The sequence below is a fragment of the Solicola agrisoli genome, from assembly GCF_049059935.1.
Classification (GTDB): domain Bacteria; phylum Actinomycetota; class Actinomycetes; order Propionibacteriales; family Nocardioidaceae; genus JAURVT01.
The window spans coordinates 1-24,883 of sequence record NZ_JBMGQR010000027.1 but is presented as its reverse complement, the minus strand read 5'-3'; the positions used below and the strand labels follow the sequence as shown (position 1 = coordinate 24,883).

The window sequence follows — 24,883 nt, the reverse complement described above, 5'->3', positions numbered from 1 at the left end:
CACGCCCGGACCGTCCGTTCCCACCGGGCGCCGGGAGGGTGTTGAGTGTGGCCGTGACCACCGACCTGTCGACGGGCCCCGGCCCGTCCGGACCCGCGGCCCCCGGTGCCGGCGTCCTGTTCCAGCTGTTGCGCGACGGGCACGCCCGCACCCGCGCCGAGCTGGCCGACCTCACCTCGCTCGCCCGCTCCACCGTCGCCGCACGCGTCGACGCGCTGATCCGGTCCGGCCTCGTCGCCCCGATCGGCGAGGCGGTGTCCACCGGCGGACGTCCGCCGGCCCGCTTCGCGATCAACGCGTCGTCACGCGTCGTCGTGGCCGTCGACGCGGGCGCGTCTCACGTCTCGCTGGCCGTCACCGACCTCTCGGGCGAGGTGCTGCTCGATCACACCGAGCCGCTGAGCATCGACGCCGGCCCCGACGCGGTGCTCGCCACGATCGCCGAGCTCGGCACCTCCCTGGTGCGGCGCGCCGACCGCACCGTGGCCGACGTCGCGGGCGTCGGCATCGGCCTGCCCGGGCCGGTCGCGCACGAGACCGGTCGGCCGTCGAACCCGCCGATCATGCCCGGCTGGCACGACCACGACGTGCCCGCGACGCTCCGTCGCACCTTCGACGCCCCGGTCCTGGTGGACAACGACGTGAACCTGATGGCGCTCGGCGAGCACACCAGCCACTGGTCGCGCGTCGACCACCTGCTGTTCGTCAAGGTCGCCACCGGCATCGGCGCCGGCCTGATCGCCAACCGGCAGCTCGACCGCGGCGCCCAGGGCACCGCCGGCGACCTCGGGCACGTCCAGGTCCCCGGGCTCGCCGACGACGTGCCCTGCCGCTGCGGCAACGTCGGCTGCCTGGAGGCCGTCGCGGCCGGCCCGGCGGTCGCCGCCCGGCTGCGCGAGCAGGGTCTCGACGTCGACGACTCGACGGCCGTGGTGGCCGCCGTGCAGGCGGGCGAGATGTCGGCGGTGCACGCGGTGCGCCAGGCCGGACGCGACCTCGGGGCGGTGCTCGCCACCTGCGTGAGCCTGCTGAACCCGTCGGTCATCGTCGTCGGCGGCGAGCTCGCCGAGGCCGGCGAGCACCTGCTCGCGGGCGTGCGCGAGGTGGTGTACCAGCGCTCGCTGCCGATCGCGACGACCAACCTGCGCATCGTCCCGGCCCGCACCGGGCGCGGTGCCGGCGCACTGGGGGCGGCGGCGATGGTGCTCGACCACGTCCTGTCGCCCGCCTCGGTCGAGAGCTACGTCGCCGAGAACCGCCCCGCCTGAGTCACGCCCGGACGCCCGCTGGCATCTCCGGCAGCGTGCGGTCGGTCCCCTGGCCGCCACCGCCGAACCGCCCCGCGAGGGCCTGGACGGGGCCCGACGCCGCGAGGCGCGTGCCGGTGCGGAACAGCGCGACGCCGAGGCGGGACTCGGGGTTGGCCACGCGCGGGACGCCCGGCGGCAGCGTCTGGATCTCGTCGACGAGCGGGCGCATCCACGCCTCGTAGGCGTCCAACGCCGACGACGGGTGCTCGCCCGGCTCGAGCCTGGCCAGCTCCGCGGCCAGCACGTAGGCGCCCGTCAGCGCGAGCGACGTCCCGCCGCCGGCGATCGGCGTGACGCACCAGGCGGCGTCGCCCAGGAGGCAGACGCGGCCGACGCTCCACGTCGGGCTCATCACCTGCGTGAGGTCCTCGACGTAGAGGTCGTCCGACCCCTCGATCGCGTCGAGCACGCGGGGCGCCTCCCAGCCGAGGTCGCCGAAGCGCTCGCGCAGGACGGCGAGCTGGCCGTCGCGGTCGAGGCCGACGAAGTCGACCGGGTCGCTCATGAACGACAGCGTGGCGCGGGTGGTGCCGAGGTTGTCGGGGCGCAGCGACAGCGACCGCGAGCCGGTGACGCTCATCCACCGCCACCAGTCGTCGTCCTCCGGGGTACGCGGGATGGTGCCGTAGGCGGTGTACATGCCGAGGCGCTTGAGCGTCGGCGCGTCGTCGCCGTCGAGCAGCAGCCCGCGCGTCCGCGACCCGGCGCCCTCGGCCACGACGACGAGGTCGAAGTCGTGGACGTCGCCTGACGCGAGCGTGACCGACACGCGGTCGCCCGGCTGGTCGAGGTCGATCACCTGGTCGCCGAACCACCAGGTGACGTCGTCGGGGCAGGCCTCGACGACCACGCGTGCCAGCTCGCCGCGCAGCACCTCGAGCTCGGCGGTCGGCCCGTCGCCCGCCCCCTCGGTGACCGGGAACTCCGAGATCGTCTCGCCGTCCTCGTCGACGAAGCGCGTGCCCTGCTCGCCGGTGTTGGCGCCCAGGACCGCGTCGGTGAGGCCCATCTCGTCGAGGACGTCGCGGGCCAGGCCGCGAACATCGATGTTCTGCCCGCCCGGACGCGGACCGTCCCAGCGCTCGAGCACGGTGACCTGCCAACCCGCCCGGCTCAGCCAGAACGCGGCCGCCGGACCGGCGATGCTCCCTCCGGTCACCAGGATCGAGCCTCGGGACGGGGTGCGGTCGGCGCTCATGGGTCCTCACGGGTGGGGGTGCGTCCACGACCGTGGACCGGGGTCCAGTACAGCACCGGGTGACGTCGTCGGCAGCGCGGACGGACAGCCGTCAGGGTGCGGTCGAGCGCCCGATCCGCGAGCCGAGCGGGGCGGTGATCACGACGCCCATGACGATCGGGCGTCCCGTGTCCGGCAGCGGGTGCGACAGCCCGGCCAGCGTGATCGCGGGCGAGCGGTGCGCGCCGCGGTCGACGAGCCGGTGGTGCAGGTCGGCCATCGGACGTCCGGCGGCGACGTCGCGCACCATCGAGGTCCAGGCGGGCTGGTCGTCGGCGGGGATGCGCAGGAGCAGCTCGTCGGGGGCGATGTCGTCGGCCCCGGCGCGGTACTGCTCGAGCCCGAGCCGTCCGAGCAGGGTGCGCGAGAGCCGGTAGGCGTCGTGGTCGACTTCGGCGATGAACGAGCCGATCGACACCGCGCCGACCTGCCCGTGCCCGTACACCTCCCAGGTGCCCTGGGGCGTCTGCCGCGCGTGCTGCAGCGCCTGCGCGCAGTTGGCGTCCATGGTCGCGAGCCCGGTGCGCACCCGCTGCAGCAGCGTCAGCCACCCGTGCTGCGAGAGACCGTCGCCGAAGTGCGCCACGGCGGACGCGACGCAGTCGTCCACCGGGTGCATCGAGTCGAGGTCGCCGCCCCCCGCCCGGTCGGCGGTGGGCGCCAGCGGGGGGATCACCTCGACGTCGGTCACCGACCCAGCATGCGCCTCTCGGGGTCGCACCGGGCCGAAACGGCGCAATCGCGACACCGTCCGGTCGCGCACCGGGCCCCGGTGCCGCAGAGTGGCCCGATGCCCAGCTCGCCGTCGTCGTGGGTCGAACCCCAGCTCGCGTCGCCGACGACGGTCCGCGCCCCCGGCGAGGGGTGGGTGCTGGAGCGCAAGCTCGACGGCGTCCGGGTGCTGGCGATCCGCTCGGACGGACGTACGCGGCTGCTGTCGCGCAATCGCAACGACGTCAGTGCGACCTACCCCGAGATCGTCGCGGCCCTGGACGACCAGGTGGGCGGCACCGACTTCGTGGTCGACGGCGAGGTCGTCGCCTTCGACGACGACGTGGTGGGCGGCCACACCAGCTTCGGACGGCTGCAGAAGCGGATCCACCTCACCGACGCTCGCACCATCGCGCGCACCGGGGTGCCCGTGTGGTTCCACGTCTTCGACCTGCTGCGGTTCGACGGCCACGACGTCCGCGGCCTCACGCAGCTGCAGCGCAAGCAGGCCCTGCTGGACCTCGACGCGTGGCACGACGCGCTCGTCTACGTCGAGCACTCCCCCGCCGACGGCACGTCCGACGCCTTCGACGCCGCCTGCGCCGCGAGCTGGGAGGGCCTGATCGCCAAGCGCGCCGACGCCGCGTACCGGTCCGGGCGGTCCCCGGCCTGGCTCAAGCTCAAGTGCGGACGCCAGCAGGAGCTCGTCGTCGGCGGGTGGGTGCCGCCGACCGGGTCGCGGCTGAGGCTGGGCGCGCTGCTCGTCGGCTTCTACGACGACGGCGAGCTGGTCTATGCCGGCAACGTGGGCACCGGGTTCACCGCCGCGACGCTCGCCGACCTGCGCGACCGTCTCGACGCCCTGGCCATCGATCACAGCCCGTTCGTCAACCCGCCCCGCGAGAGGACGGCGCAGTGGGTGCTCCCCGAGCTGGTCGCCCAGGTGGCGTTCGCGGAGTGGACGACCGCCGGCCGGCTGCGGCACCCGTCGTTCAAGGGCCTGCGGACGGACGTCGCGCCGGCCGACGTGCGTCGCGAGCCCTAGCCCTTCGGCGGCAGCGGGACGAAGAACGAGACCCGCCGCTGGTAGTCCTGGTAGGCGGGGCGCTCCTGCATGCGCTTCTCGGTGCGCCGCGCGCCCGTGGCGAACACCAGGAAGTACGACATCGCGATGGGGGCGGGGAAGGTCAGGGCTGCGGGGGCCGACGCGGCGGACGCGATCCACGCGCCCCACCAGACGCACGAGTCGCCGAAGTAGTTCGGGTGGCGCGACCAGCCCCACAGCCCGGTGTCGAGGACGTCGGGACGGTCGTCGCGGTCGCGCTCCATGAACGCGGCCTTCTGACGGTCGGCGGTGGCCTCCATCACCGCGCCGCCCACCATGACGGCGAGCCCGGCCGGCAGCAGCCAGCGTCGCGCCGTCCGGGGCAGGACGCTCGCGGCCGCCACCTGCAGGGGTGCGGAGACGAGCACCTGCGCCAGGCCCTGCGTCACGAACACCTTGGAGACGACCGCGGCGGGTCCGTCGCCCTCGAGGAACTCGGTGTAGCGCGGGTCCTCCTCGTCGCTGTCGCGCACACGGCCGTAGGTGAGCCCACCCAGGCGGACGGCCCACGCGGTGGTGAGCGCGGCGAGCGCCCACCGTCGACGCGGGTCGCCGTTGCCGACCACGGCCGACGTCACCGCCACTGCGGCCAGGCCGGGGCCCCACACCGGGTCGGCGTAGTCGCGCCGCCCGTCCCGCAGCGCGAGGACGGCGGTGGCCGTCTGCAGCACGCCCGCCGCGAGGGCGGACGTCGCCGTCACCCGTCGCAGGTTCTTCCAGTCCACACCCATGCCGTGCTCCTCACTCGTCCCCGCCAGCCTCCCCGCCCGCCCGCGGCGGCGCACGCGGAGACGCGCCGATCCAGCATGCGGACGCCGCAGTGCGACCTCGTCCGACCAAAGCACACTGAGTCGATAGACATGCTCTCCTGACTCCCTCGGACCCCCGGAGCCCCCATGACCGCCACCCCCGCGCCCCACCTGCACGAGCCCCTGAAGTTCGCCTACTGGGTGCCCAACGTCAGCGGCGGCCTCGTCGTCAGCAGGATCGAGCAGCGGACGAGCTGGGACTACGACTACAACCGCACCCTCGCGCGCCTGGCCGAGGACAACGGCTTCGAGTACGCGCTCTCGCAGGTGCGCTACATGGCGTCGTACGGCGCGGCCTACCAGCACGAGTCCACGTCGTTCAGCCTCGCGCTGCTGCTCGCGACCGAGCGGCTCAAGGTGATCGCGGCCGTGCACCCGGGCCTGTGGCAGCCCGGCGTGCTGGCCAAGTTCCTCGCCACCGCCGACCACCTGTCGAACGGGCGCGCGGCGGTCAACGTCGTCAGCGGCTGGTTCAAGGACGAGTTCACCAAGCTGGGCGAGCCGTGGCTCGAGCACGGTGAGCGCTACCGCCGCTCCGAGGAGTTCATCTCCTACCTCAAGGAGATCTGGACCTCGGACCACGCCGAGCTGAACGGCGACTTCTACCGCCTGCACGACTTCGACCTCAAGCCCAAGCCGCTGGCCAGCGAGGGCCGCCCGCACCCGGAGGTCTTCCAGGGCGGCAACTCCTCGGACGCCCAGGGCATGGCCGGGCGCGTGTCCGACTGGTACCTCGCCAACGGCAACACCCCCGACGGCATCGAGCAGCAGATCCGCGACGTGAACGACGTGGCGCGGGTCCACGGCCGACCCGAGGGCGCCGTCCGGTTCGGCGTCAACGGGTTCTTCATCGGGCGCGACACCGAGGCCGAGGCCCGCGACGTGCTGCGCGAGATCGTCGACAAGGCCGACCGCGAGGCCGTCGAGGGGTTCGGCGCCGCGGTGAAGCAGGCCGGGCAGGCCACCGGCGACAAGAAGGGCATGTGGCAGGACTCGGAGTTCTCCGACCTCGTCCAGTACAACGACGGCTTCCGCACCGGCCTGATCGGGACGCCGGAGCAGATCGCCGAGCGGATGCTCGAGTACAAGCGGCGCGGCGCGAACCTGCTGCTGCTGGGCTTCCTGCACTACCACGAGGACGTCCAGTACTTCGGACGCGAGGTGCTGCCGCTCGTCCGCGAGCTGGAGGCGGCCGAGCTGGAGCGGGTCTGATGTCGGCGACCGTGGAGGACGTGGGCACCGACCGCGTCCCCGTCCTGACGCCCGCCGAGGCCGTCGACGTCGCGCGGACGTTCGCCGTCCGCCTGGCCGAGGGCTCCGCGCGTCGCGACGCCGAGCGGATCCTGCCCGCGGCCGAGCTCGACGAGCTGTCCGCGTCGGGGCTGCTGGGCGTCACGGTGCCGGCCGAGCACGGCGGCGCCGACGTGTCGGCCGAGGTGCTGACGCAGGTGGTCGCGCTGCTCGCCGCGGGCGACCCCAACGTCGCGCAGATCCCGCACAGCCACTTCGTCTACGTCAACGCGCTGCGGCACCAGGGCACGCCCGCGCAGCAGGCGTTCTTCTTCGGCGAGGTGCTGCGCGGCAGGCGGCTGGGCAACGCGCAGTCCGAGGTGGGCACCGCGCACGTCCGCGACTACCGGACCACGCTGACGCCCGCCGGCGACGGCACCTGGCGGCTCGACGGCGAGAAGGGCTACAGCACCGGCGCGCTGTTCGCGGACTGGATCCCCGTGCTCGCCCACCTCGACGTCGACGGGCCGCTGCACGTCGCGTGGGTGGAACGGACGGCACCGGGCGTCACCGTGGTGGACGACTGGGCCGGCATGGGCCAGCGCACCACGGCCAGCGGCACCGTCACGCTCCATGGCGTGGAGGTGGACGACAGCCGGATCACCCCGTTCCACCTGACCTTCGAGGGTCCGCAGACGTACGGCGCGTTCGCGCAGGTGCTGCACGCCGCGATCGACGCCGGCATCGCGCGCGCGGCGATCCGCGACGCGGCCGAGTTCGTCACCACCAGGAGCCGCCCGTTCCCCGACGCGGGCGTCGAGCGTCATGCCGACGACCCGCTCGTCGTCCACGCGTTCGGCGAGCTGGAGCTCGCGGTGCGCGGCGCCGAGGCGCTGGTGGCCGAGGCCGGCCGCGCGATCGACCGCGCCGACGCCGACCTCACCGCCGAGACGGCCGGCGCCGCGAGCCTCGCGGTCGCCGCCGCGCGAGCCGCCACCGCGAAGGCGTCGGTCGACGCCGCGAGCCGGCTGTTCGAGGTGAGCGGCACCCGCTCGGCGCTCGACTCGCTCAACCTGCACCGGCACTGGCGCAACGCCCGTACCCACACCCTGCACGACCCCGCGGCCTGGAAGGTGCAGCACCTCGGACGCTACGCGCTCGACGGCACGCTGCCCCCCAACCACGGCCAGCTCTGACTTCTCGAGGACGGACACCCATGAGCGATCTGTTGAAGTTCCACTGGTTCCTGCCCACCAACGGTGGCGACGGACGTCAGGTGGTCGGCGGCGGGCACGGCCTCAGCGCCGGTCCGTCCGGACGTCCGGCGTCGGTGCCGTACCTCGGCCAGATCGCCCGCAGCGCCGAGCAGCTCGGCTTCGAGGCAGCGCTGACGCCGACGGGCGCGTGGTGCGAGGACGCCTGGGTCTCGACGGCGATGCTCGCCTCGGTGTCGGACCGGCTGAAGTTCCTCGTCGCGTTCCGCCCCGGCATCGTCGCGCCCTACCTGGCCGCGCAGATGGCCGGCACGTTCCAGAACATGTCGGGTGGACGGCTGCTGCTCAACGTCGTCACCGGAGGGGAGTCGCACGAGCAGCGGATGTACGGCGACTTCCTCGACAAGGACGAGCGGTACGAGCGGTGCGGCGAGTTCCTGCACGTCGTCCGGGCGCTGTGGCGCGGCGAGACCGTCACGTTCGAGGGCACGCACCTGGCCGTCGAGAACGCGACGCTGCAGAACCTGCCCGACCCCGTCCCCGAGATCTACTTCGGCGGGTCGTCGCCGGCGGCGGGCGCCGTCGCGGCGAGGCACGTCGACGTATACCTGACGTGGGGCGAGCCACCCGAGGCCGTCGCGGAGAAGGTGCGGTGGATCCGTGGGCTCGCCGCCGAGCAGGGACGCGAGGACGAGATCCGCTTCGGCATCCGCCTGCACACGATCGCGCGCGACACGTCCGAGGAGGCGTGGGCCGAGGCCGACCGTCTGCTCGCCGGCATCGACGACGAGCAGATCGCGAGGGTGCAGGCCGGGCTCAGGCGCAGCGAGTCCGTCGGCCAGGCCCGGATGCTCGAGCTGAACCGGGGCTCCAAGGACTCGCTCGAGGTCTACCCGAACCTGTGGGCGGGCGTCGGGCTCGTCCGCGGCGGCGCCGGCACCGCGATGGTGGGCAGCCACACCGAGATCGCCGACCTGATCGAGGAGTACGCGGCCGTCGGCATCGAGGAGTTCGTGCTGTCGGGCTACCCGCACCTGGAGGAGTCGTACCGCTTCGGCGAGGGCGTGCTGCCCGAGCTCGCGCGCCGCGGACGCTGGGAGCACCCGGCACCGCCCGTCGCGTCCCGCGCGTCGGTGCCGTTCGGGGCGGCCGCCTCGTGACCGCCACCCGCACGGTGGGTCCGCTCACCACCAACCAGGACCTCGACCCCGACCGGTTGCGCGAGGCGTTCGGCGTCCACCCCAGCGGGGTGGTGGCCGTGGCCGCCGAGGTCGACGGGCAGCTGACGGGCCTCGCCGCGAGCTCGTTCACGTCCGTCAGCCTCGACCCGCCGCTGGTGTCGTTCTCGGTGGCCAACACCTCCCGCACCTGGCCGACGCTGCGCCGCGCCGCGCACCTCGGCGTCACGGTCCTGGCCGACCACCACGGCGACGTCTGCCGTCAACTCGCCGGCGACGTCGAGCACCGCTTCGACGACGTCGCCGTCACCACCACCGCCGACGGCGCGGCGACCCTCGACGAGGGCCTCGCCCGCTTCGACACGTCCATCCACCGTGAGGTCGAGGCCGGCGACCACACCATCGTCATCCTCCGCCTCCACGCCGTCGCGAACGACGACACGTCCCTGCCGCTGGTGTTCCACCGCAGCGGGTTCGGGCGGCTGTCGGACACCGCCTGAGGTCGCCGCCTATCGCAGCCGCACCACTCGGACGAACGCCGAACCGCTGCCCGCCCTGTTGACCGCTCTGATGGCGACGCGCACCTTGCCGGCGCCGAGACGCCTGCCGCTCAGCACGACTCGGCGGTCGTCGGTGTGGAAGGTCGCGACGGTGTGTCCACGTCGCGACACCCGGACCACGTAGCCCTCGACCGGTCGCTCCGACGTGGCTCTGGGACGCGGCCACGTCAGGAGCACTCGACGGGTCGTCGGTCGCGTGGCCTTCACCCTCGTCACGCGTGCGGGCCGATAGGTCCGCGCGCCGGGCGCCGGAACCGGCTGCACCACCGGCGGGGCCGGCGCAGGCTGGGGCACCACGACGGCTCCGAAACCCGCGGGCGGGGTCGGCCGGGCGGGGAAGGGCTCGCCTCGGTCGACCGGTTGCGGCACGACCGGGTCGAAGACCTCGATCTTCGGGTCGTCGTTCGGGGTGAAGCAGACGGTGACCTCGCCACGACGGTCCACCGTCACCGAGTCGGGCGAGTCGAACCGGCGGATCGCGCCGAGCGTCACGATCGGCTCGGGGCTGCCCGAGGCGTCAGCGCGATGGACCGCCAGCGTGCCGTAGCCGCTCCCTGCCACGACGTACATGTTGCCCGCGCGGTCGACGGCCACGTCGTACGCGCCGGCGGTCTCGGTCACGTGGCCGCCGAACGCCCTGAGTGGCACCTGCTCGCCGGAGAGATAGGGACGGTGCACGCTGATGGAGTTCGTCGACACCGCCGACGACGTGGTGACGAGCTCACCCGCGCCCGTCCACGTCAGGTTGGCGAGCCCGACGCCTCGCCCTCGCGGGTCCTGGTCCGCCAGCACACGGAGGTCCGCACGGGACCGGGCACCGGGCGCGTAGACCCGCAGGCGTCGTTCGTCGTCGACGATCTCGACCACGTGCATGTTGCCCGCCGCGTCGAACTCCAGGCTCGACGGCCTCATCGGCTCGATCGAGAGGCTGGGCGCGGGCGCTCCGTCGAGGCCGCTCTCGTACGCGCGGATGTGGCCGTCGGTCGTTCGACTGCCCGATGACGCGGCCCAGATCCTGCCGTCCAACCCGGGGGTCAGGTCCGTGGGCACGCTCGCGATGTCGGGCGTGGTGATGATGCGCTGCGGAGCCACGTCACCGTCGGCGTCAGGGCCGAAGACGAGGATCTCGGGCGTGTAGTCGGGTGGCGCCGACACGTTGGTGACCCACAGGTTGCCGTCGCGGTCGCGTTCGCAGTCACCGGGGAAGTACAGCCGGGTGCGTGGACCGGCGATGGTGGCCTTGGGCGCCGGGTTGATCCCCGTCCGCGGATAGGGGGTGCGTTTGTGGTCCGGCGGCAGCGGGGGCAGGACGTCGTCGTCCGCTCCTGCCGGCCCGGCCAGAGCCAGCCCCATCACCATGGCGGCCGCCACCGCAGTCGTCCGTCCCCGCACGTCGTCCCCCTCTGCCCGAAACCTGTGACGAGGGTGACACCTCAGAGGCCCCACCGCTCCCGCGTCGTCCGATTCGCGCACTCGTGAGACGAGCCCGCGCGACCTTCGAGCCTGGCTAGGCTCGACGGTGGAGTCGTCGACCCGAGAGGAACCACCGTGCCCGACCCGTCGAAGCCCCTGCGCAAGCTGGGCTTCCTGACCATCGGCATCTTCGACGGGGACGACCCGCGCCCCGGCCACGAGTCGACGCTCCGGGTGATCGAGCTGGGCGAGCAGCTGGGCTTCGACAGCGCCTGGCTGCGCCACCGGCACCTGCAGTACGGCATCTCATCTCCGGTCGCGATCCTGGCCGCCGCGTCGCAGCGCACCAGCCGCATCGACCTCGGCACGGCCGTCATCCCGCTGGGCTGGGAGAACCCGCTGCGCCTGGCCGAGGACCTCGCCACCGTCGACCTGCTCTCGGGCGGACGCCTCAACCCGGGCGTCAGCGTCGGCCCGCCGATGCGGTTCGACGACGTCAAGGACGCCCTCTACCCCGACACCGCCGACGTCGAGGACTTCTCCTACGAGCGCGTCGAGCGACTGCTGCGCATGGTGCGCGGCGAGACGGTGAGCCCGTTCAAGGGCACGTCGGGCATCGAGGAGTTCTCCGACCGCGTGCAGCCGCACGCCGCCGGACTCGCCGACCGCCTCTGGTACGGCGGCGCCAGCCTCCGCTCGGCCCAGTGGGCAGGCGAGCACGGGCTCAACTTCCTGACCAGCAGCGTGATCAAGGCCGAGGAGTCCGAGGACTTCGCCGAGATCCAGGCCTCGCAGGTCCGCCGCTTCCGCGAGCACCACCCCGACGGCGCCGCCGCACGCGTCTCGCAGGGCCTCGTCGTCATCCCCACCGACACCGCGACGAGCGAGCAGCGCGCCAAGTACGAGGCCTACGCCGAGTCGCGCCTCGCTCGCACCACGACCCCGCAGGGCCCGGCCCGGATGATGTTCGCCCCCGACCTCGTCGGCACGTCCGACCAGATCGCCGAGCGCCTCTACGCCCACGCCGGCTTCCGCGAGGTCGACGAGGTCGCCTTCGCCCTCCCCTTCTCCTTCGACGAGCCCGACTACGTCCAGATCCTCACCGACATCGCCACGCGACTCGGGCCCGCGCTGGGGTGGCGGGCCGAGGCTTGACCACGGCAAACAGCCCAGTTCTGGTCGTACCGGACAGGACGGTTGCAGGCCGGCACGGGCACCCCCACCGTTGACCCACCGCACGGGTGGCGTGCGCGGAGGGGGACGACTGGTGCACCGATCAGGTCTGACAGCAGCGCTCGGGGCGCTGGTCCTCGCGGGTTCCGCTCTGCCCGCCAGCGGCGCGACGAGCACCTCCAGCCCGGACGACCAGCACAGCTCGTACCCGCTTCAGGGAGTCAATCCCCCGCCGATCCGCACCATCGCCGGCCCAGACACGCTCATCACGCGTCCCGACGACTGCATTCGTGACGCCGCAGGCAACTTGTGGGTCACCAACTACTCCAAGGACTACACCCCACAGATCTTGGTCTTCGATCCGAACGCCAACGGCAACGTCGCACCTGCGCGCGTCCTCACCGACCCTGCGGTCGGCCGCCGTGCGTTCAGCCTGACGCAAGCCCCCGACGGGGCCATCTGGGCGTCGTACGCGAGCTACGAGGAAGGTCCGAGAGTCGTCCCCGGTCAGATTCGTGTCTACGCACCCACGGCAAGTGGCAGGGTCACACCGATCCGGACGGTCAGCGACGGATGGGGAAGGTCGTTCGGGGGTGTGCAGTTCGACCGTGAGGGCAACATCTACGTGGCTTCGGGCGAGGAGATCAACGTCTACGACTCAGCTGCGCGAGGAGTCTCCCTGCCACGCCGCACCATGCGGGTGAGGGGCCGTGGGGTCGGCACCTCCAATCTCACCTGGTCGAGCCAAGGAGAGATGATGGTGTCCTCCTGGCTCGTCTCGCAGGAGTCGATCTCCACCTTCGACCCGTATGGCACAGGTGACGTCCGCCCAGTCCGCAGCTTCGGGGACAGCGCGCAGGGCGAGACGTGGACCGGCGGCGCCAACGACCTCGCGACGGATCGAGCCGGCAACGTCTACGTGGCGGCCGGGACGCTGTTCGGCAACGTGGCTGTCCACCCGGACACAGCGTCCGGCAGCCCGAGTCCGACCGTGGTGCTGGGTGCGGTCAGGAGATTCGACACCCCGTCGGGCATCGCTGTCGACCGTTCCGGGCAGCTCAGCGTCTGCTTCAACGACGACCGAAACCCACGCGTGGAGGTATTCGATCCACTCGTCGCCCAGCCGCCCGACCTCGGCGAGCCGTTCCCCGTCCGTCCGGTCGCGAAGACCGGTGACAGCATCCCTCCGGTGCCTCCCACGACGACTCAACCTCCCGCTCCGATCACACCGCGAATGGCCGTCCCACCCAGGCCGTCGGGACCTCGGGTCAGCGGCAAGGCGGCGTCGGTGCGGCGGACCATTTCGTGGCGCCCTTCGCGGGCATCATCGAGGCGGCCCGTGACCGACTACGTCGTCCGGCTGAGCCGCGGTGGGCGGACCCTTCTGACGCGACGAGTGACGGCGTCCCACCGGCAGATCGTCCTCAGCACCGATCGTCTCGGACCCGGGCGGATCCGCGTCGCCATCCGAGCGCGGAACGCGATCGGCGTGAGCGAGCCGCTCATCCTCCGCCCGCGACTCGGCGTGAGGTCGTAGTCGCGCCCGGACGTCGTCCACGTCGACCGTCGACAACCCTCCTAGGCCGGGCTCGTGTCGGCGGGGAGCTCCCGGAGCGACCGGGCGGGGCGCCCGGTGACGCGAGCGACGTCGTCGGTGACCGGGGTGAAGCTGCCGTCGCGGACGCGCTCGAAGGTGAGGACGGTGAGGTCGCGGTCGAAGCCGGTCATGCCCTCGACGGCCTCCTCGATGCTCACCTCGCGGTGGGCTACGGGACGCCCGACGACCTCCGAGAGCAGCTCGGCGGTGCGGGCGAGCGTAAGGGACTCCGGGCCGGTCAGCTCGTAGGTCTGGCTGTCGTGGGCCGGGTCGAGGATGGCCTGCTCGGCGACGGCGGCGATGTCGCGGGCGTCGATCCAGGCGACGGTGGCGCCGCCTGAGGGGAAGACCAGCTCGCTGCGCTCGACGATGTCGGCGAGGTAGAAGCGCGCGTCGGTGAAGACCTGCATGAACCAGCTCGGGCGCAGGATCGTCCACGGGCGGCCGCTGTCGCGCACCGCGCGCTCGGCGCGGGGTGCCCAGCCCTCGGGGCCGGTGTCGTCCGCGGCCCGCTCCGAGAGCAGGACGACGCGCACGTCCGCCGGCACGTCGGCGAGGAAGGCGGCGACCAGCTCGGGTGCGTCCGGGCGGTCGGGGCGGACGAGGTAGATCGCGTCGACGCCGTCGAGTGCCGCGGGCCACCCGGATGGATCGTCCCAGGAGAAGGCCACGGGGCGGACGCCGTCCTGCGTCACCGTGGACGGGTCGCTGCTGCCGCCGAGCACCTCGACGTCGCCCCGGGAAGCGAGCAGCTCGGCCAGCGGGACGCCGGTCTTGCCCCTCACCCCGGTCACCAGGACGCGGTTCGTTCCGGCTGCTGCGGGGCTGGCGTTCACGTCGACTCCTCCTCGGTCGGGCACCCGACTCGTCGCGTCGGTCTGACGGTCACAACGCGCCGGGCATCGGCTGGAATTCCAACGGCCCGACGCGCGCGCACCGACCGGCTCAAGGTTCTGCCGTTCTGCTCCGCCACCCCCTCGCGCTCCCCTACCGTGAGCCGACCACCCCCCTTCGATCGGAGTCCCCGTGCGGGCCAAGACCCTGCAGGCGCCTGTCGCCCGCACTCGTGCCGCCGCGCTGCTCGCGGCGCTCAGCGGCGCGCTGCTCGTCGTCGCACTGACGCCCGGGGTGGCCGACGCGGCCGTCCGCACGTCCAGCGGCAAGACCTGCACGATCGTCGGCACCAAGGGCCGTGACGTGCTGAAGGGGACGGCGCGACGCGACGTCATCTGCGGTCGCGGCGGCAACGACGTGATCAACGGCAAGGGCGGCAACGACGTCATCGACGGCGGTGCCGGCAACGACAGGCTGACCGGTGCGAGCGGCAACGACGAGCTCATCGGTGGCGCCGGGTCCGACCGGCTCAGCGGGTCGGCCGGCAACGACCGCCTCACCGGAGGCAGCGGCGCCGACACGATCGCCGGCGGAGCAGGGGCGGACTACGCCACTGGGGACGCCGGCAACGACAGGCTCGGTGTCGCCGGCGGCGACGACGTCGCAGAGGGCGGTGCTGGGAACGACGTCCTCGACGGCGCGACGGGCAACGACCGTCTCGACGGTGGTGACGGCAACGACTCCCTCTACGCCGGGGACGGCACGGATGCGGCCGACGGCGGTCGCGGAAACGATCTGGTCTCCGGCGGCGCGGGCAACGACGACGTGGACGGCGCCGACGGCGCCGACCGCGTGGCCGGCGGCCCCGGAGCCGACGACGGAGACGGCGGGCCTGGCCCGGACGTGGTCCTCGGCGAGACCGGTGACGACACCCTGGGCGGCGGGTCAGGCCAGGACAGCGTCGACGGTGGCCCCGGCTTCAACCTGTGCGACTCCCCCAGCGAGACCGACGACCGTCAGATCCGCTGCGCCCTCGACACCGAGGCCCCGGTGCTGCGGAGCAGCAGCCTGTCCCGCACGACCATCGACGTCAGCCACGGCGCGCAGTCGATCACGGTCACCGGGCACATCACCGACGACACGGGTGTCACGACGGTCACCTTCGCGGGCAGCTACGCCCAGCGGATCTCGGGCACCACGCGCGACGGTGTCTGGCGGACGACGTTCACGGTGCCGGCCAACTACCGTGCCGGTGATCGGGAGGTCTACGCCCGCATCTGGGACCGCGTCGGTCGAGAGGGCGGCTACGTGCCCCCGCTGCACTACACCGTCGTCAACACCGTGGTCGACCAGGAGGTGCCGGTGGTGCGTTCGCTGACGCTCGACCGGACGACGGTGGACGCACGCCGCGAGATGCAGTGGATCACCGCGACCGTGCGGATCACCGACGACCTCGCTGGCCCCAGCCCCGACGTGCTCGTCTGCCTGTCGCACGCCTTCCCGACCGGGTCCCCCGCCTTCCGTCGTGCGGACGACTGCAGCCTGCTGTCCAAGGCTTCCGGGACGGCCCGCGACTCCACGTGGCGTGGGTCGATCCTCATCCCCGAGGGCGCGGACAACGGCACGTGGAACGCGGACGTCAGGGTCACGGACGCCTCCGACACCCACGGCACCCAGACGTGGTGGGGGCCGGACTCCCTCGCGGCCCAGCAGCCCGGCGGCAGCGCCGGCTCCACGCTCCGGGCGCTGCCGGACGGGGCGGGCAGGTTCCGCGTCATCGGCTCGGCCCCGGACGTCAAGGCTCCCGTCCTCACCTCCGTCCGGATGTCGCCGTCGACCGTCGACACGACCAATGGCGCCAAGCTCGTCACCGCCGACGTCGCCGCCACCGACGCCGAGGGCATCGGCGAGGTCGCGCTCTTCATCCGCGGCTACTCCGCCCGCGGCGGGCCCGACGACGAGATCGAGATCGTCGCGAACTACCGGCTCACCCTCGTCCACGGCACGCCCACCGACGGTGTCTGGCGGGCGACGTTCGTCGTCCCCGGCGGCACGCCGAACGGGACGTATCCCGTCGAGGTCCGCCTGCAGGACCGCGCACACCTCGAGTCGTTGACCGCCGACGGCAGAGGATGGGGCAGTCCCCACACCTTCGACGCCTCGACGGCACCGACCGGTACCCACTTCGTGGTCGCCAACTCCCCCTGACGCCCTGGCCCCTCCCGGGACCGCGCCCTACCCTCGGACGATGACCCCGGAGGACGTCGGTCGTCACGCCGAGTCACTGCCGCGCGTCAAGCGCAAAGGCACCGCGGAGCGTCCCGGGTGGTACGTCGACGACCGGTTGGTCGCCCGCCTGGCGGACCCGACGACGCTGGTCGTGCGGGTGCCGCTCGTCCGCCGGGACGCACTGGTCGAGAGGTACCCCGACAACTTCGGCGTGCCGCCGCGCATGGAGGCGCACCACAAGGTCGAGGCCTACCTCGACCGCGCCGATCCCCGCGCCGTGCGCGAGGCCCTCGACCTCGCCTGGGAGATGCAGCACCGATGACCCACCCGCCCCCGAGGCGGGTGGGCCGTCGGGATCAGCTCGCGGCGGCCAGCTTGGCGACGTCGGGCGCCTCGGCCGCAGCGACGGGCTTGCCGCCGCAGGTCTGGGCGAGGGCCGTGAAGGCCAGCTTCAGCATGGCCTGGTTGGCGGCGGTCTTGCCGTCGTAGTCGCGGCCGGTCATGGAGACGGCGACGCGGCGGTCGCCCTTGGGGGACGCGTACGAGACGGTCAGGGTCGACCAGGAGCCACCGTCGTGGCCGTAGACGAACGCGCCGGGGTCGCAGGGGTCGGGGAGCCGGTAGCTGCCCAGTCCCCACTCGAGCCCGGTGCCGCCGCCGTCGGAGGCGACGCTGCGCATCTGGCGCACCAGCGAGCGGTCGACCAGGTCGCCGCGCGAGAGGGCGCGCTGGAAGCGGTTGAGGTCGCGGGCCGTCGTCAGCAGGGCACCGGCGCCGGAGAACATCGACGGCTCGAACGTCGACAGGTCCTCGACCTTCTCGTACAGGTAGGCGTACTCCTTGAGCCGCGGGCGGGGCATGCGGGCGGTGGTGGGCCAGCTGCTCTGCGTCATCCTGCTCGGCGCCAGGACGCGTCGCTCGACCAGCGTCTTCAGCGACCGTCCGGTGGCCTTCTCGAGCATCATCCCGACGAGGACGAAGTTGGTGTTGGAGTAGGCGAACGCGTCGCGCGGCGTGGTGGGCAGCGTCCTGGCGACGCCGATCAGCTCGGCGTCGGTGCGCCGCTGGCTGATGATCGCCCGGAACTTCGGTGTCGTGTCGGCGGTGGCGACGAGCGACGTCAGGTAGTCGGGCAGTCCGCTGGTGTGGCCGAGCAGCTGGCGCAGCGTGACGTCGTCCAGCTCGGGCCAGACGCCCGGCAGCGCGTCGCCGAGGGTGGTGTCGAGGGTCCAGCGGCCGCGCTCGACCTGCTGCATCGCGAGGGTGGTGACGAGCATCTTGCTGACGCTGGCCGCGCGGAAGCGCGCGCTCCTCGACGCCTTCACCCTCGGCTCCAGCTCGCCGTCGCCGGCGGCTCCCCGCCAGGTCCCGTCCGGCGTCCTCAGCTCGGCGGTGACACCCACCGCGCCTGCGTCGTGCACCTTCTCGATCAGCCTGTCGAGCTGGCGGTCGCGGATGCCGTCGCCGGACGTGCTGGACGACGTCGGGGCGGTCGTGGTGGCGGCCGACGACACCGTCGGCGCGAGGGTCAGCGTCAGCGCGGCGGTCGTGGCGGCGGCGACGAGGCGGGCGGCGGTCCTGCTCGGTGAGGTCGACATACCCAGACCGTACGAATCGGACACCGTCCGCGTCGTCAGCCCGGAGGTCGATCCGTCGTCCACCCGTGGGATGACGGCGGGTGTGGCCGAACCGGCACCGGCGTCGCCGTCCGATGGATAGCGTTCACGCGTGACGACCGTCAGCGAGCGCCCGGCTCGGCGCCCCAGGCGGCGTCTGGTCGTCCTCGGGCTGGTGGTGGCCGTGGTTGCTGGGCTCGGGACCTGGGCCTGGCAGACGTGGTACCCGCAGGTGAGGATCGACGGCGGCGCCGACTATGGCGTCGGATCCGCGCCCGCACGCGCAGCCGTCACCGTCGGCATGGGCATCTGCCTGGGCGGGGACGGCACCGCGCGGGTCGTCGCCGTGCGGCCGACGAGCGCGAAGAACGGGTTACACGTGCGCGCGTTCGGCGTGAGCGCTCGCAGGGACCAGGGCGTGGGGGTCGTCGCCCAGCCGATCTCCGCCCTTCCCGCCTTCAGCGGCCGACGACCGGTCAGCTCCTGCACGGGCGAGGCCGGTGGGAGCGACCTGGCCGTGCAGGTCGACGCCCCTCGCTACCCCGCCAGTACGGGCGGGTTCGAGGTCGACTACGAGGTGCGCGGAGTCATCCGGACCGTCGACGCCAACTACGGAGTCGTGCTCTACGCGGGCAAGACGCCGCCTCTCTGATCTACCGCACCGTCGAGTCAGACCGACGGGTTGCGCACCAGGAAGTCGGACGTGATCGCGTCGACGCTGCCGGCACCGGCGAGCGCCATCGTCAGGTCGAGCTCGGCCAGGACGTTCGCGACGACCTCCTCGACGCCGTGCTGCCCGGCGAGTGCGAGGCCGTACATGTACGGGCGGCCGAGGAGCACCGCGTCGGCGCCGAGGGCGAGGGCGGTGAAGACGTCCGCCCCGGTGCGGATGCCGCTGTCGAGCAGCACCGTGGGCTCGGGGCCTACGGCGTCACGGACGTTGACGAGGGCGTCGAGCGAGGCGATCGAGCTGTCCACCTGGCGTCCTCCGTGGTTCGACACCACCACGGCGTCGACACCGGAGTCGAAGGCGCGCTTGGCGTCGTCGGGGTGCAGGACGCCCTTGAGCACGACGGGCAGGTGGGTGCGCTCGCGCAGCGTGGCGAGGTGGTCCCACGACAGGCCGGGGTTGGAGTAGATGTCGAGGAACGTCTCCACCGACGCACGCGGGACCTTGGAGCGGACGTTGTCGACGAACCGTCCCGGATGGTTGGCGGCCATCGTCAGCAGCGTCCTGATCGCGCCGAGCGTCACCTGGACGCTCTCGACCGGACCGGCGGACGCGGCCCTTCGCAGGCGGTCGGCGACGACGTCGCGGAAGTGCGGGTCGGACGTGTACTGCGCGATGCCGATGCCCTGGCTGAACGGCAGCGAGCCGAGGTTCAGGTCCTGCGGCCGCCAGCCCAGGATCGTCGTGTCGAGCGTGACGACGAGCGCGCCCGCGCCGATCGACTCGGCCCGACCGATCAGGCTGTCGACCAGGTCCTCGTCGGTGCTCCAGTACAGCTGCACCCACCGAGCGGCGTCGCCCATCGCCGCGGCGCAGTCCTCCATCGGGTTGCAGCCCTGGTTCGACATCACGTACGGGACGCCGGCCGCCGCCGCGGCACGCGCGATCTGCAGGTCGCTGTCGCGTCCCATCAGCGCGCCCGCGCCGATCGGTGCGAGCAGGACGGGCGACGTCAGGTGCCGGCCGAGCAGGTCGACCGAGAGGTCGCGCCGGCTCGTGCCGTGCGCCATCCGCGGCACGATCGCCCAGCGGTCGAACGCGGCGCGGTTGTTGCGCATCGTCCGGCCCTCGCCGGCACCGCCCGCGACGTACGCCCAGGCCCTCGAGGTGCTGGCGCGGCGGGCACGGCGCTCGAGCTCGGCGAAGTCCGTCGGCACCGCGGGACGACGCCCGTGCACGCCGTCGTTGTAGACGCGTCCCTGCCGCTCCCGTCCGCGCCCGACGGTGGGTGCCTGGGTGGTGGGGTCGGTCTGCGTCATCGCTGCTCCTCGGCCGGGGTCTGCGTCATCGTCGCACCAGCCGACCACCCGTCGGCCCCGTGGTCGATGCTGGTCCCATGGCCAGGACCCGCGGACCGAGTCGCGCCGGCATCGTCCTGCCGCTGGTGCTGGTGGCCGCCGTGGTGGTGTTCGCGTACGACCGCCTCGGCGGCTCCGACGACGACACCACCTCGACGACGGTGGGCGTCGCGCGCGTCTCCGACGGCGACACCTTCCGGACCGGCGACGGCGAGCGCGTCAGGGTCCTGGGCATCGACACCCCCGAGGTGGGCGGCGACCGCGGACCCCAGTGCGGGGGCGCCGAGGCGACTCGCGCGGCCGAGCGGCTTCTCGACGGCGCGGACGTCACGCTCACCGGCGACCCCACGCAGGCCGAGCGCGACCGCTTCGGCCGGCGACTGGCCTACGTCACCCTCCCCGACGGACGCGACCTCGCCCGGGTGCTGCTCGAGCAGGGGTGGGCGCGCGTCTACGCACCGGCGGGTGCGATCGGGCGGATGGACGAGTACCGCGACGCCGAGAGGGCCGCCCGAGACGAGGGTCTGGGCGTCTGGGGTCGCTGCTGACGTCAGCCCGCCGGGTGGTGGCAGACCGCCTCGAGGTTGATGCCGTGCGGGTCGAGCACGAAGCCGCCGTAGTAGTCGCGGTGGTACTGCTCGTGGACGGCCGGCGCGTGCAGCGGGTCCGCGCCGGCAGCCAGCGCGGCGTCGTAGAACGTGTGGACGTCGTCGCGGGTGTCGACGGTGAACGCCACGTGCATGTTGGTTCCCACGGTGCCGCGGTCGATCAGCCAGAAGTACGGCTTGACGTCCGCCAGGCCGTAGCCGGTCATGGCGGGGCGGTCGTCGTCGCCCGGGTCGGCCGGGATCGCCAGGATCGTGGTGATGCCGATCGAGGCGAGCACGGGCTCGTAGAAGGCCACCGCGGCGGCGAGGTCGGGGACGGCGACGTTGAGGTGGTCGATGCGAGAGCCGGAGCGGTCGAGCATGGTGAAGTCCTTGGGTCGGGAATCGTGGAGGCAGGCTCGCACCGGTAGCGGCCCTATGATGACCGCCACCTGCGCGACGATGACCACATGGCCCAGACGTCCGGACGGCTCCTCACCCTGCTGTCGCTGTTCGGTGCCCGCCGCACCTGGCCGGGGCCCGAGCTCGCCGACCGTCTGGCGGTGAGCCCACGGACGCTGCGCCGCGACGTCGAGACGCTGCGCGACCTCGGCTACCCGGTGCAGGCGGTCAAGGGGCCGGACGGCGGGTACCGGCTGGGCGACGGGAGCACGCTGCCGCCGTTGCTGCTGGACGACGAGCAGGCACTGGCGATCGCCGTCGCGCTGCGGACGGCACCGTCCAGCGTCACCGGGATCGACGACGCGCTGGCTCGCGCGCTGACCAGCGTCCGCCAGGTGATGCCGGCACACCTGCGCGCCGACGTGGACGCGATGCACCTGACGACGCTGCGCAACTGGTGGGAGTTCCCCGGTCCGCCCATCGACGCGTCCACGCTGCGGGCCGTCGGGCACGCCGTCCGCAACGCGCACGTGCTCCGCCTCGACCTGCTGACACCCGACGGACGCCGGGTGGATCCTCAGGACCCCGACTTCGTCGAGCCCCTGAGCGTCGAGCCGCACCACCTCGTGACGTGGGCGGGCCGCTGGTACTTGGTTGCGTTCGTGGCGGTCGAGGACCGTTGGCGCACGTTCCGGCTCGACCGCGTCCACCCGCTCGCCCCGACAGGCCGGCCGTTCGAGCGACGTGCACTGCCGACGCCCGACGTGGCCGCCTCCGTCATGACCGAGCCCGACCGCGGTGACACCCCCGCCGCGTGGCCGTGCCGCGGCTCGGTGGAGATGGGCCTGCCCGCCGGCGTCGTCGCCCAGTACGCGCCGGGCGGCTCCGTGGTCGAGCGCCTCGACGAGGGCCGCTGCCGCCTGACGGTCGGTGCGTGGTCGTGGGCGGGGGTGGCGGGGCTGCTCGCGACGTTCGACACCGACCTGACGGCGGTGGAGCCACCCGAGCTCGTCGACGCGTGCCAGGTCCTGGCTGCTCGGTTCTCGCGCGTGGCGACTCAGGCCGCGCCGAGGTAGCGCTTCGGGTCGCTGGCGGCACGGGGGTTGGTGCGCATCCACGTCTCGAACCCGTGCGGGTAGCGGCGCTCGATCTCGTCGAGGTAGATCTGCCGCTCGATGGCGATGACGGCCCGCCCGGGCGGGGTCGAGCGCTGCAGCCGGACGAAGCTCGCGCGCCAGGCGCGGCAGAGGTCGTCGTCGCTCCACGACCCGACAGCCAGGCCCACGTGCTCGCGGACGGCCCGCTCGACGGCGACGGCCCGTGGGGCGGGCGACGGCTCCACCGGAGCCTGCTCGGCACCTTCGGACGGGCGGCGCCGACGCGTGCCCCACGCGGCGTCGACCGCCAGCGGTGCCGCCGTGACGGCGAGCACGAGGAGCAGCAGGCCGGCGAGCGCCCCCATCAGGGCACCCCATCCGCACAGGGCCAGGGCCGCGGAGGCGAGAAGCCCGGCGAGGCCCAGCCTGCGCCGCAGCGTGAGAGGCCGGCGGTCCCGTGCCGTCTGGGACGGCAGGTCGGTGAGGACGAGCACGCCGCCCACGACCATCAGGCTGACGACCACGACGAGGCCCGGGGGCAGCATCGCGACGGCGAGGAGGACTCCGAGCGCCGCGCAGACGGCGGCGAGCACGGTCCAGGTGTGGAGGTAGAGCTTCATGGTGCGGTCCAGGTGAGAGGGCGGAGCCCGGTGACGACGTGCCACCGGGCTCCGGGGACAGCTGCGTGTCGAGGGTGCCCGGTCAGCGTCCGAGGCCGGTCCTGTCGACCTTGCGGTGGAAGCGCATGCCGGCGAGCCCACCGAGGAGGGCGCCGACGAGGGCCGCCACCGCGACGGCGACGAGCGCGATGATGCCGCCGGTCGTCAGGTCGCTGGTCGAGACGGGGATGCGCGGGAAGCTGTTCAGCGTCGACAGGACGTCGTACTTCGAGCCGGCGATCGCGCCGACGACGGCGACGACGACCGCGATGACGACGGCCCACAGCCAGACCGCGAGACCCTGCTTGAGGCCGTTGAAGCGGGCCATGCGGCCGGCGACGTAGCCGCCGCAGTAGTAGGCGACGAGCAGGATGACGAGCAGCACGATGCCGCCGACGATGCCGATGGTGCTCGAGCTGCTGGAGGCCTGCTGGGTGACCTGGTCGACGTTGGTGTCGCTGGCCACGCCGACGGCGGTGCCGGCGGCGGCGAGGACCGCGGTGAGGATGATCGTCATGCCGGTGGCGGTCAGCCAGCCGAAGAAGGCCGACCCGATCTTGATGCCGCCGTGCTCGTCCTGCTCGTGGTCGACGACCTCCTTGCGGCTGGCGCGACGGCCGTTGGCGTCGTCATGGTCGTGTCCATGGCGCTCGTCATGGTCGTCGTGGTCGCGGGTCAGCTTGCTCGACCCTGCGTTCTCGTCGGGGCTCATCGGTTCTCCTGTGGTGTGGGGGAAGACGGGCGGGGCCGCGGGACGCTGCGTGAGCGCCCCGCGGCCCCGGGGTATCAGCGGTCGGTGTCGACGTCGCCGTCGGTGGTGCCCTCGGTCTCGATCTGCTCCTTGCGGAGCGTCTCGTCGACCTGGGCGTCCTCGGTGACGGTACGGGTGTCCATGCGCACTCGCTCGACGGGAACGGCCTGCTTGTCGACGACGGGACGCTCGGCGTGCAGCGTCACCTCGTGCTCCTCCTCGGTGATGTCGCCACCGGAGGTGGCGTCGCCGCGGTTGGCGTCCGTGATCGGCTCGCGCTCGATCCGCACCTCCTCGTGCGAGACCGGCACGGTCTGCGTGACGTTCTCGGTGACGACGTACTTGCGCAGGCGGGCCTTGCCGGTCTCCTGCGTCTGCGTGCCGACGCGGAGCTGCTCCTCCGAGCGGGTCATCGCGTCGTCGGTGTCCGGGCCCGACGTGTCGTGGCCGGCGCCGCGCGACGCGGGGTCGGACTCGACGCCGCGCTCGTCGCGGTCGGTGGCGTTGTCGGGGTGCGTGGAGTCGTCCTGCGCTCCGCCGGTGACGCCGGTCGGGACGTTCGTGACGTCGTCCTGGCGGTCGACCCCGTCCTCGCGGTCGCTGCCGCCGTCGACGCCGTAGTACGTGTAGAGCTCCTGCTCGTCCTTCGGCTCCAGGTGGCCGTCGGCGTCGACGCGGGGAGCGTCCTTCACCGTCGCCTTGTCGAACGAGACGGTCAGGTCGTTGCCCGACGCGGTGGCCGAGCTCAGCGGCACGAACGACTCGGCGGTGCCGAACATGCCCGTGCTGACGGTGACCCACTCGGGCTCGCCGGTGTGGTCGTCGAGGAAGATCTGGCCGATCTTCCCGATCTTGGTGCCGTCGGTCTCGACGACGTTGCCGCCGCCGTTCATCAGGGTCCGTGCGTCGTCGGTGGTGATCATCGACGTCCTCCTTGGGTGGGGTGCTGTTGGTTGGTCTGGGTGACCACGTCGTGCTGCGTGGTGCGGGTGGAGCCGTCCTGCGAGGCGCCCTGGGCGCGGTCGCGGGCGTTCTTGGCCTGGTCCTCGACGCTCGGCGCGTTCGCGGCGTGCTCGCGCATCCTCGGCACCTCGTCCTCGGCGGTGGTCAGCCAGCGCTCCCAGCGGTGCTGCATGGGCGTGA

25 protein-coding genes are annotated in these 24,883 nt (G+C 72.9%); 13 read left to right on the top strand and 12 right to left on the bottom strand.

What is annotated here, in order from left to right; genetic code table 11:
* Window positions 1–53: 53 nt before the first annotated feature.
* The gene (locus tag ACI6PP_RS11565) at window positions 54–1,268 is read left to right on the top strand and encodes an ROK family transcriptional regulator (RefSeq protein ID WP_421111734.1); all 1,215 of its coding nucleotides are present in this window, start codon (window positions 54–56) and stop codon (window positions 1,266–1,268) included.
* 1 nt (window position 1,269) lies between these two features.
* On the opposite strand, the gene ACI6PP_RS11560 is transcribed toward ACI6PP_RS11565, so the two are convergent.
* The gene (locus ACI6PP_RS11560) at window positions 1,270–2,508 is read right to left on the bottom strand and encodes an FAD-dependent monooxygenase (protein WP_421111733.1); all 1,239 of its coding nucleotides are present in this window, start codon (window positions 2,506–2,508) and stop codon (window positions 1,270–1,272) included.
* 91 nt (window positions 2,509–2,599) lie between these two features.
* A complete protein-coding gene (locus tag ACI6PP_RS11555) occupies window positions 2,600–3,238 on the bottom strand; it encodes a hypothetical protein (protein ID WP_421111732.1) in 639 nt (212 codons plus the stop codon).
* A 99-nt stretch (window positions 3,239–3,337) separates the two neighbouring features.
* On the opposite strand from ACI6PP_RS11555, the gene ligD reads away from it, so the two are divergent.
* On the top strand, window positions 3,338–4,303 hold the full coding sequence (gene ligD, locus ACI6PP_RS11550; protein ID WP_421111731.1) for a non-homologous end-joining DNA ligase: 966 nt from the start codon (window positions 3,338–3,340) through the stop codon (window positions 4,301–4,303).
* On the opposite strand, the gene ACI6PP_RS11545 is transcribed toward ligD, so the two are convergent.
* A complete protein-coding gene (locus tag ACI6PP_RS11545; protein ID WP_421111730.1) occupies window positions 4,300–5,094 on the bottom strand; it encodes a DUF1295 domain-containing protein in 795 nt (264 codons plus the stop codon). The two genes, ligD and ACI6PP_RS11545, sit on opposite strands and share 4 nt — an antisense overlap.
* Before the next feature lie 165 nt (window positions 5,095–5,259).
* Here ACI6PP_RS11545 and sfnG point away from each other — a divergent pair, with 165 nt between their 5' ends.
* The 4 genes from sfnG to ACI6PP_RS11525 are packed head-to-tail and all read left to right on the top strand — an operon-like array spanning window position 5,260 to window position 9,294.
* On the top strand, window positions 5,260–6,384 hold the full coding sequence (sfnG, locus tag ACI6PP_RS11540) for a dimethylsulfone monooxygenase SfnG (protein WP_421111729.1): 1,125 nt from the start codon (window positions 5,260–5,262) through the stop codon (window positions 6,382–6,384).
* Window positions 6,384–7,598 carry an SfnB family sulfur acquisition oxidoreductase gene (locus ACI6PP_RS11535; protein ID WP_421111728.1) on the top strand — a complete coding sequence of 405 codons (1,215 nt, stop codon included), beginning with the start codon at window positions 6,384–6,386 and terminating at the stop codon, window positions 7,596–7,598. The genes sfnG and ACI6PP_RS11535 overlap by 1 nt, the downstream gene beginning before the upstream one ends.
* Before the next feature lie 20 nt (window positions 7,599–7,618).
* Complete coding sequence (locus ACI6PP_RS11530) at window positions 7,619–8,776, top strand: LLM class flavin-dependent oxidoreductase (protein WP_421111727.1); 1,158 nt, start codon at window positions 7,619–7,621, stop codon at window positions 8,774–8,776.
* The gene (locus ACI6PP_RS11525; RefSeq protein ID WP_421111726.1) at window positions 8,773–9,294 is read left to right on the top strand and encodes a flavin reductase family protein; all 522 of its coding nucleotides are present in this window, start codon (window positions 8,773–8,775) and stop codon (window positions 9,292–9,294) included. The genes ACI6PP_RS11530 and ACI6PP_RS11525 overlap by 4 nt, the downstream gene beginning before the upstream one ends.
* Before the next feature lie 9 nt (window positions 9,295–9,303).
* Here ACI6PP_RS11525 and ACI6PP_RS11520 read toward each other — a convergent pair whose 3' ends face one another.
* On the bottom strand, window positions 9,304–10,986 hold the full coding sequence (locus ACI6PP_RS11520; protein ID WP_421111725.1) for an NHL repeat-containing protein: 1,683 nt from the start codon (window positions 10,984–10,986) through the stop codon (window positions 9,304–9,306).
* Here ACI6PP_RS11520 and ACI6PP_RS11515 point away from each other — a divergent pair.
* Both ACI6PP_RS11515 and ACI6PP_RS11510 read left to right on the top strand, forming a co-directional pair.
* Window positions 10,903–11,922, top strand: coding sequence for an LLM class flavin-dependent oxidoreductase (locus ACI6PP_RS11515; protein WP_421111724.1), 1,020 nt, complete (start codon window positions 10,903–10,905; stop codon window positions 11,920–11,922). The two genes, ACI6PP_RS11520 and ACI6PP_RS11515, sit on opposite strands and share 84 nt — an antisense overlap.
* Window positions 11,923–12,034: 112 nt before the next feature.
* Window positions 12,035–13,477, top strand: coding sequence for an NHL repeat-containing protein (locus ACI6PP_RS11510; protein WP_421111723.1), 1,443 nt, complete (start codon window positions 12,035–12,037; stop codon window positions 13,475–13,477).
* Window positions 13,478–13,518: 41 nt separating this feature from the next.
* On the opposite strand, the gene ACI6PP_RS11505 is transcribed toward ACI6PP_RS11510, so the two are convergent.
* Entirely contained in the window at window positions 13,519–14,373 is an 855-nt protein-coding gene (locus ACI6PP_RS11505) for an NAD(P)H-binding protein (protein WP_421111722.1), read from the bottom strand.
* Between the two features lie 190 nt (window positions 14,374–14,563).
* On the opposite strand from ACI6PP_RS11505, the gene ACI6PP_RS11500 reads away from it, so the two are divergent.
* Both ACI6PP_RS11500 and ACI6PP_RS11495 read left to right on the top strand, forming a co-directional pair.
* Entirely contained in the window at window positions 14,564–16,579 is a 2,016-nt protein-coding gene (locus tag ACI6PP_RS11500; RefSeq protein ID WP_421111721.1) for a calcium-binding protein, read from the top strand.
* Between the two features lie 40 nt (window positions 16,580–16,619).
* On the top strand, window positions 16,620–16,922 hold the full coding sequence (locus ACI6PP_RS11495; RefSeq protein WP_421111720.1) for an MmcQ/YjbR family DNA-binding protein: 303 nt from the start codon (window positions 16,620–16,622) through the stop codon (window positions 16,920–16,922).
* 34 nt (window positions 16,923–16,956) lie between these two features.
* Here the strand turns inward: ACI6PP_RS11495 and ACI6PP_RS11490 are convergent, their stop codons facing one another.
* Window positions 16,957–18,198, bottom strand: a complete 1,242-nt coding sequence (locus ACI6PP_RS11490; RefSeq protein WP_421111719.1) for a serine hydrolase domain-containing protein — start codon at window positions 18,196–18,198, stop codon at window positions 16,957–16,959.
* Window positions 18,199–18,328: 130 nt separating this feature from the next.
* Here ACI6PP_RS11490 and ACI6PP_RS11485 point away from each other — a divergent pair, with 130 nt between their 5' ends.
* Window positions 18,329–18,868, top strand: coding sequence for a hypothetical protein (locus ACI6PP_RS11485; RefSeq protein WP_421111718.1), 540 nt, complete (start codon window positions 18,329–18,331; stop codon window positions 18,866–18,868).
* Between the two features lie 17 nt (window positions 18,869–18,885).
* Here ACI6PP_RS11485 and ACI6PP_RS11480 read toward each other — a convergent pair whose 3' ends face one another.
* The gene (locus ACI6PP_RS11480) at window positions 18,886–20,205 is read right to left on the bottom strand and encodes an alpha-hydroxy-acid oxidizing protein (protein WP_421111717.1); all 1,320 of its coding nucleotides are present in this window, start codon (window positions 20,203–20,205) and stop codon (window positions 18,886–18,888) included.
* Window positions 20,206–20,282: 77 nt separating this feature from the next.
* Between ACI6PP_RS11480 and ACI6PP_RS11475 the strand changes: the two genes are divergently transcribed.
* Entirely contained in the window at window positions 20,283–20,792 is a 510-nt protein-coding gene (locus ACI6PP_RS11475) for a thermonuclease family protein (RefSeq protein ID WP_421111716.1), read from the top strand.
* A gap of 2 nt (window positions 20,793–20,794) precedes the next feature.
* Here the strand turns inward: ACI6PP_RS11475 and ACI6PP_RS11470 are convergent, their stop codons facing one another.
* On the bottom strand, window positions 20,795–21,214 hold the full coding sequence (locus ACI6PP_RS11470; RefSeq protein ID WP_421111715.1) for a VOC family protein: 420 nt from the start codon (window positions 21,212–21,214) through the stop codon (window positions 20,795–20,797).
* Window positions 21,215–21,301: 87 nt separating this feature from the next.
* Here ACI6PP_RS11470 and ACI6PP_RS11465 point away from each other — a divergent pair, with 87 nt between their 5' ends.
* On the top strand, window positions 21,302–22,309 hold the full coding sequence (locus ACI6PP_RS11465; protein WP_421111714.1) for a helix-turn-helix transcriptional regulator: 1,008 nt from the start codon (window positions 21,302–21,304) through the stop codon (window positions 22,307–22,309).
* Here the strand turns inward: ACI6PP_RS11465 and ACI6PP_RS11460 are convergent.
* From ACI6PP_RS11460 to ACI6PP_RS11445, 4 genes are all read right to left on the bottom strand, one after another.
* Entirely contained in the window at window positions 22,291–22,950 is a 660-nt protein-coding gene (locus ACI6PP_RS11460) for a hypothetical protein (protein WP_421111713.1), read from the bottom strand. The genes ACI6PP_RS11465 and ACI6PP_RS11460 overlap by 19 nt on opposite strands.
* Before the next feature lie 82 nt (window positions 22,951–23,032).
* Entirely contained in the window at window positions 23,033–23,701 is a 669-nt protein-coding gene (locus ACI6PP_RS11455) for a hypothetical protein (protein WP_421111712.1), read from the bottom strand.
* Window positions 23,702–23,775: 74 nt separating this feature from the next.
* The gene (locus ACI6PP_RS11450; protein ID WP_421111711.1) at window positions 23,776–24,663 is read right to left on the bottom strand and encodes a DUF2382 domain-containing protein; all 888 of its coding nucleotides are present in this window, start codon (window positions 24,661–24,663) and stop codon (window positions 23,776–23,778) included.
* A partial coding sequence (locus ACI6PP_RS11445) for a hypothetical protein (RefSeq protein ID WP_421111710.1) occupies window positions 24,660–24,883 on the bottom strand: 224 nt, incomplete at its 5' end. The genes ACI6PP_RS11445 and ACI6PP_RS11450, both read right to left, overlap by 4 nt.

Coding starts and splice junctions, on each gene's coding strand:
- ACI6PP_RS11455 (WP_421111712.1), bottom strand. CDS start 23,701: ATGAGCCCCGACGAGAACGCAGGGTCGAGCAAGCTGACCCGCGACCAC.
- ACI6PP_RS11465 (WP_421111714.1), top strand. CDS start 21,302: ATGGCCCAGACGTCCGGACGGCTCCTCACCCTGCTGTCGCTGTTCGGT.
- ACI6PP_RS11470 (WP_421111715.1), bottom strand. CDS start 21,214: ATGCTCGACCGCTCCGGCTCTCGCATCGACCACCTCAACGTCGCCGTC.
- ACI6PP_RS11535 (WP_421111728.1), top strand. CDS start 6,384: ATGTCGGCGACCGTGGAGGACGTGGGCACCGACCGCGTCCCCGTCCTG.
- sfnG (WP_421111729.1), top strand. CDS start 5,260: ATGACCGCCACCCCCGCGCCCCACCTGCACGAGCCCCTGAAGTTCGCC.
- ACI6PP_RS11480 (WP_421111717.1), bottom strand. CDS start 20,205: ATGACGCAGACCGACCCCACCACCCAGGCACCCACCGTCGGGCGCGGA.
- ACI6PP_RS11495 (WP_421111720.1), top strand. CDS start 16,620: ATGACCCCGGAGGACGTCGGTCGTCACGCCGAGTCACTGCCGCGCGTC.
- ACI6PP_RS11450 (WP_421111711.1), bottom strand. CDS start 24,663: ATGATCACCACCGACGACGCACGGACCCTGATGAACGGCGGCGGCAAC.
- ACI6PP_RS11560 (WP_421111733.1), bottom strand. CDS start 2,508: ATGAGCGCCGACCGCACCCCGTCCCGAGGCTCGATCCTGGTGACCGGA.
- ACI6PP_RS11475 (WP_421111716.1), top strand. CDS start 20,283: ATGGCCAGGACCCGCGGACCGAGTCGCGCCGGCATCGTCCTGCCGCTG.
- ACI6PP_RS11545 (WP_421111730.1), bottom strand. CDS start 5,094: ATGGGTGTGGACTGGAAGAACCTGCGACGGGTGACGGCGACGTCCGCC.
- ACI6PP_RS11490 (WP_421111719.1), bottom strand. CDS start 18,198: ATGTCGACCTCACCGAGCAGGACCGCCGCCCGCCTCGTCGCCGCCGCC.
- ligD (WP_421111731.1), top strand. CDS start 3,338: ATGCCCAGCTCGCCGTCGTCGTGGGTCGAACCCCAGCTCGCGTCGCCG.
- ACI6PP_RS11460 (WP_421111713.1), bottom strand. CDS start 22,950: ATGAAGCTCTACCTCCACACCTGGACCGTGCTCGCCGCCGTCTGCGCG.
- ACI6PP_RS11530 (WP_421111727.1), top strand. CDS start 7,619: ATGAGCGATCTGTTGAAGTTCCACTGGTTCCTGCCCACCAACGGTGGC.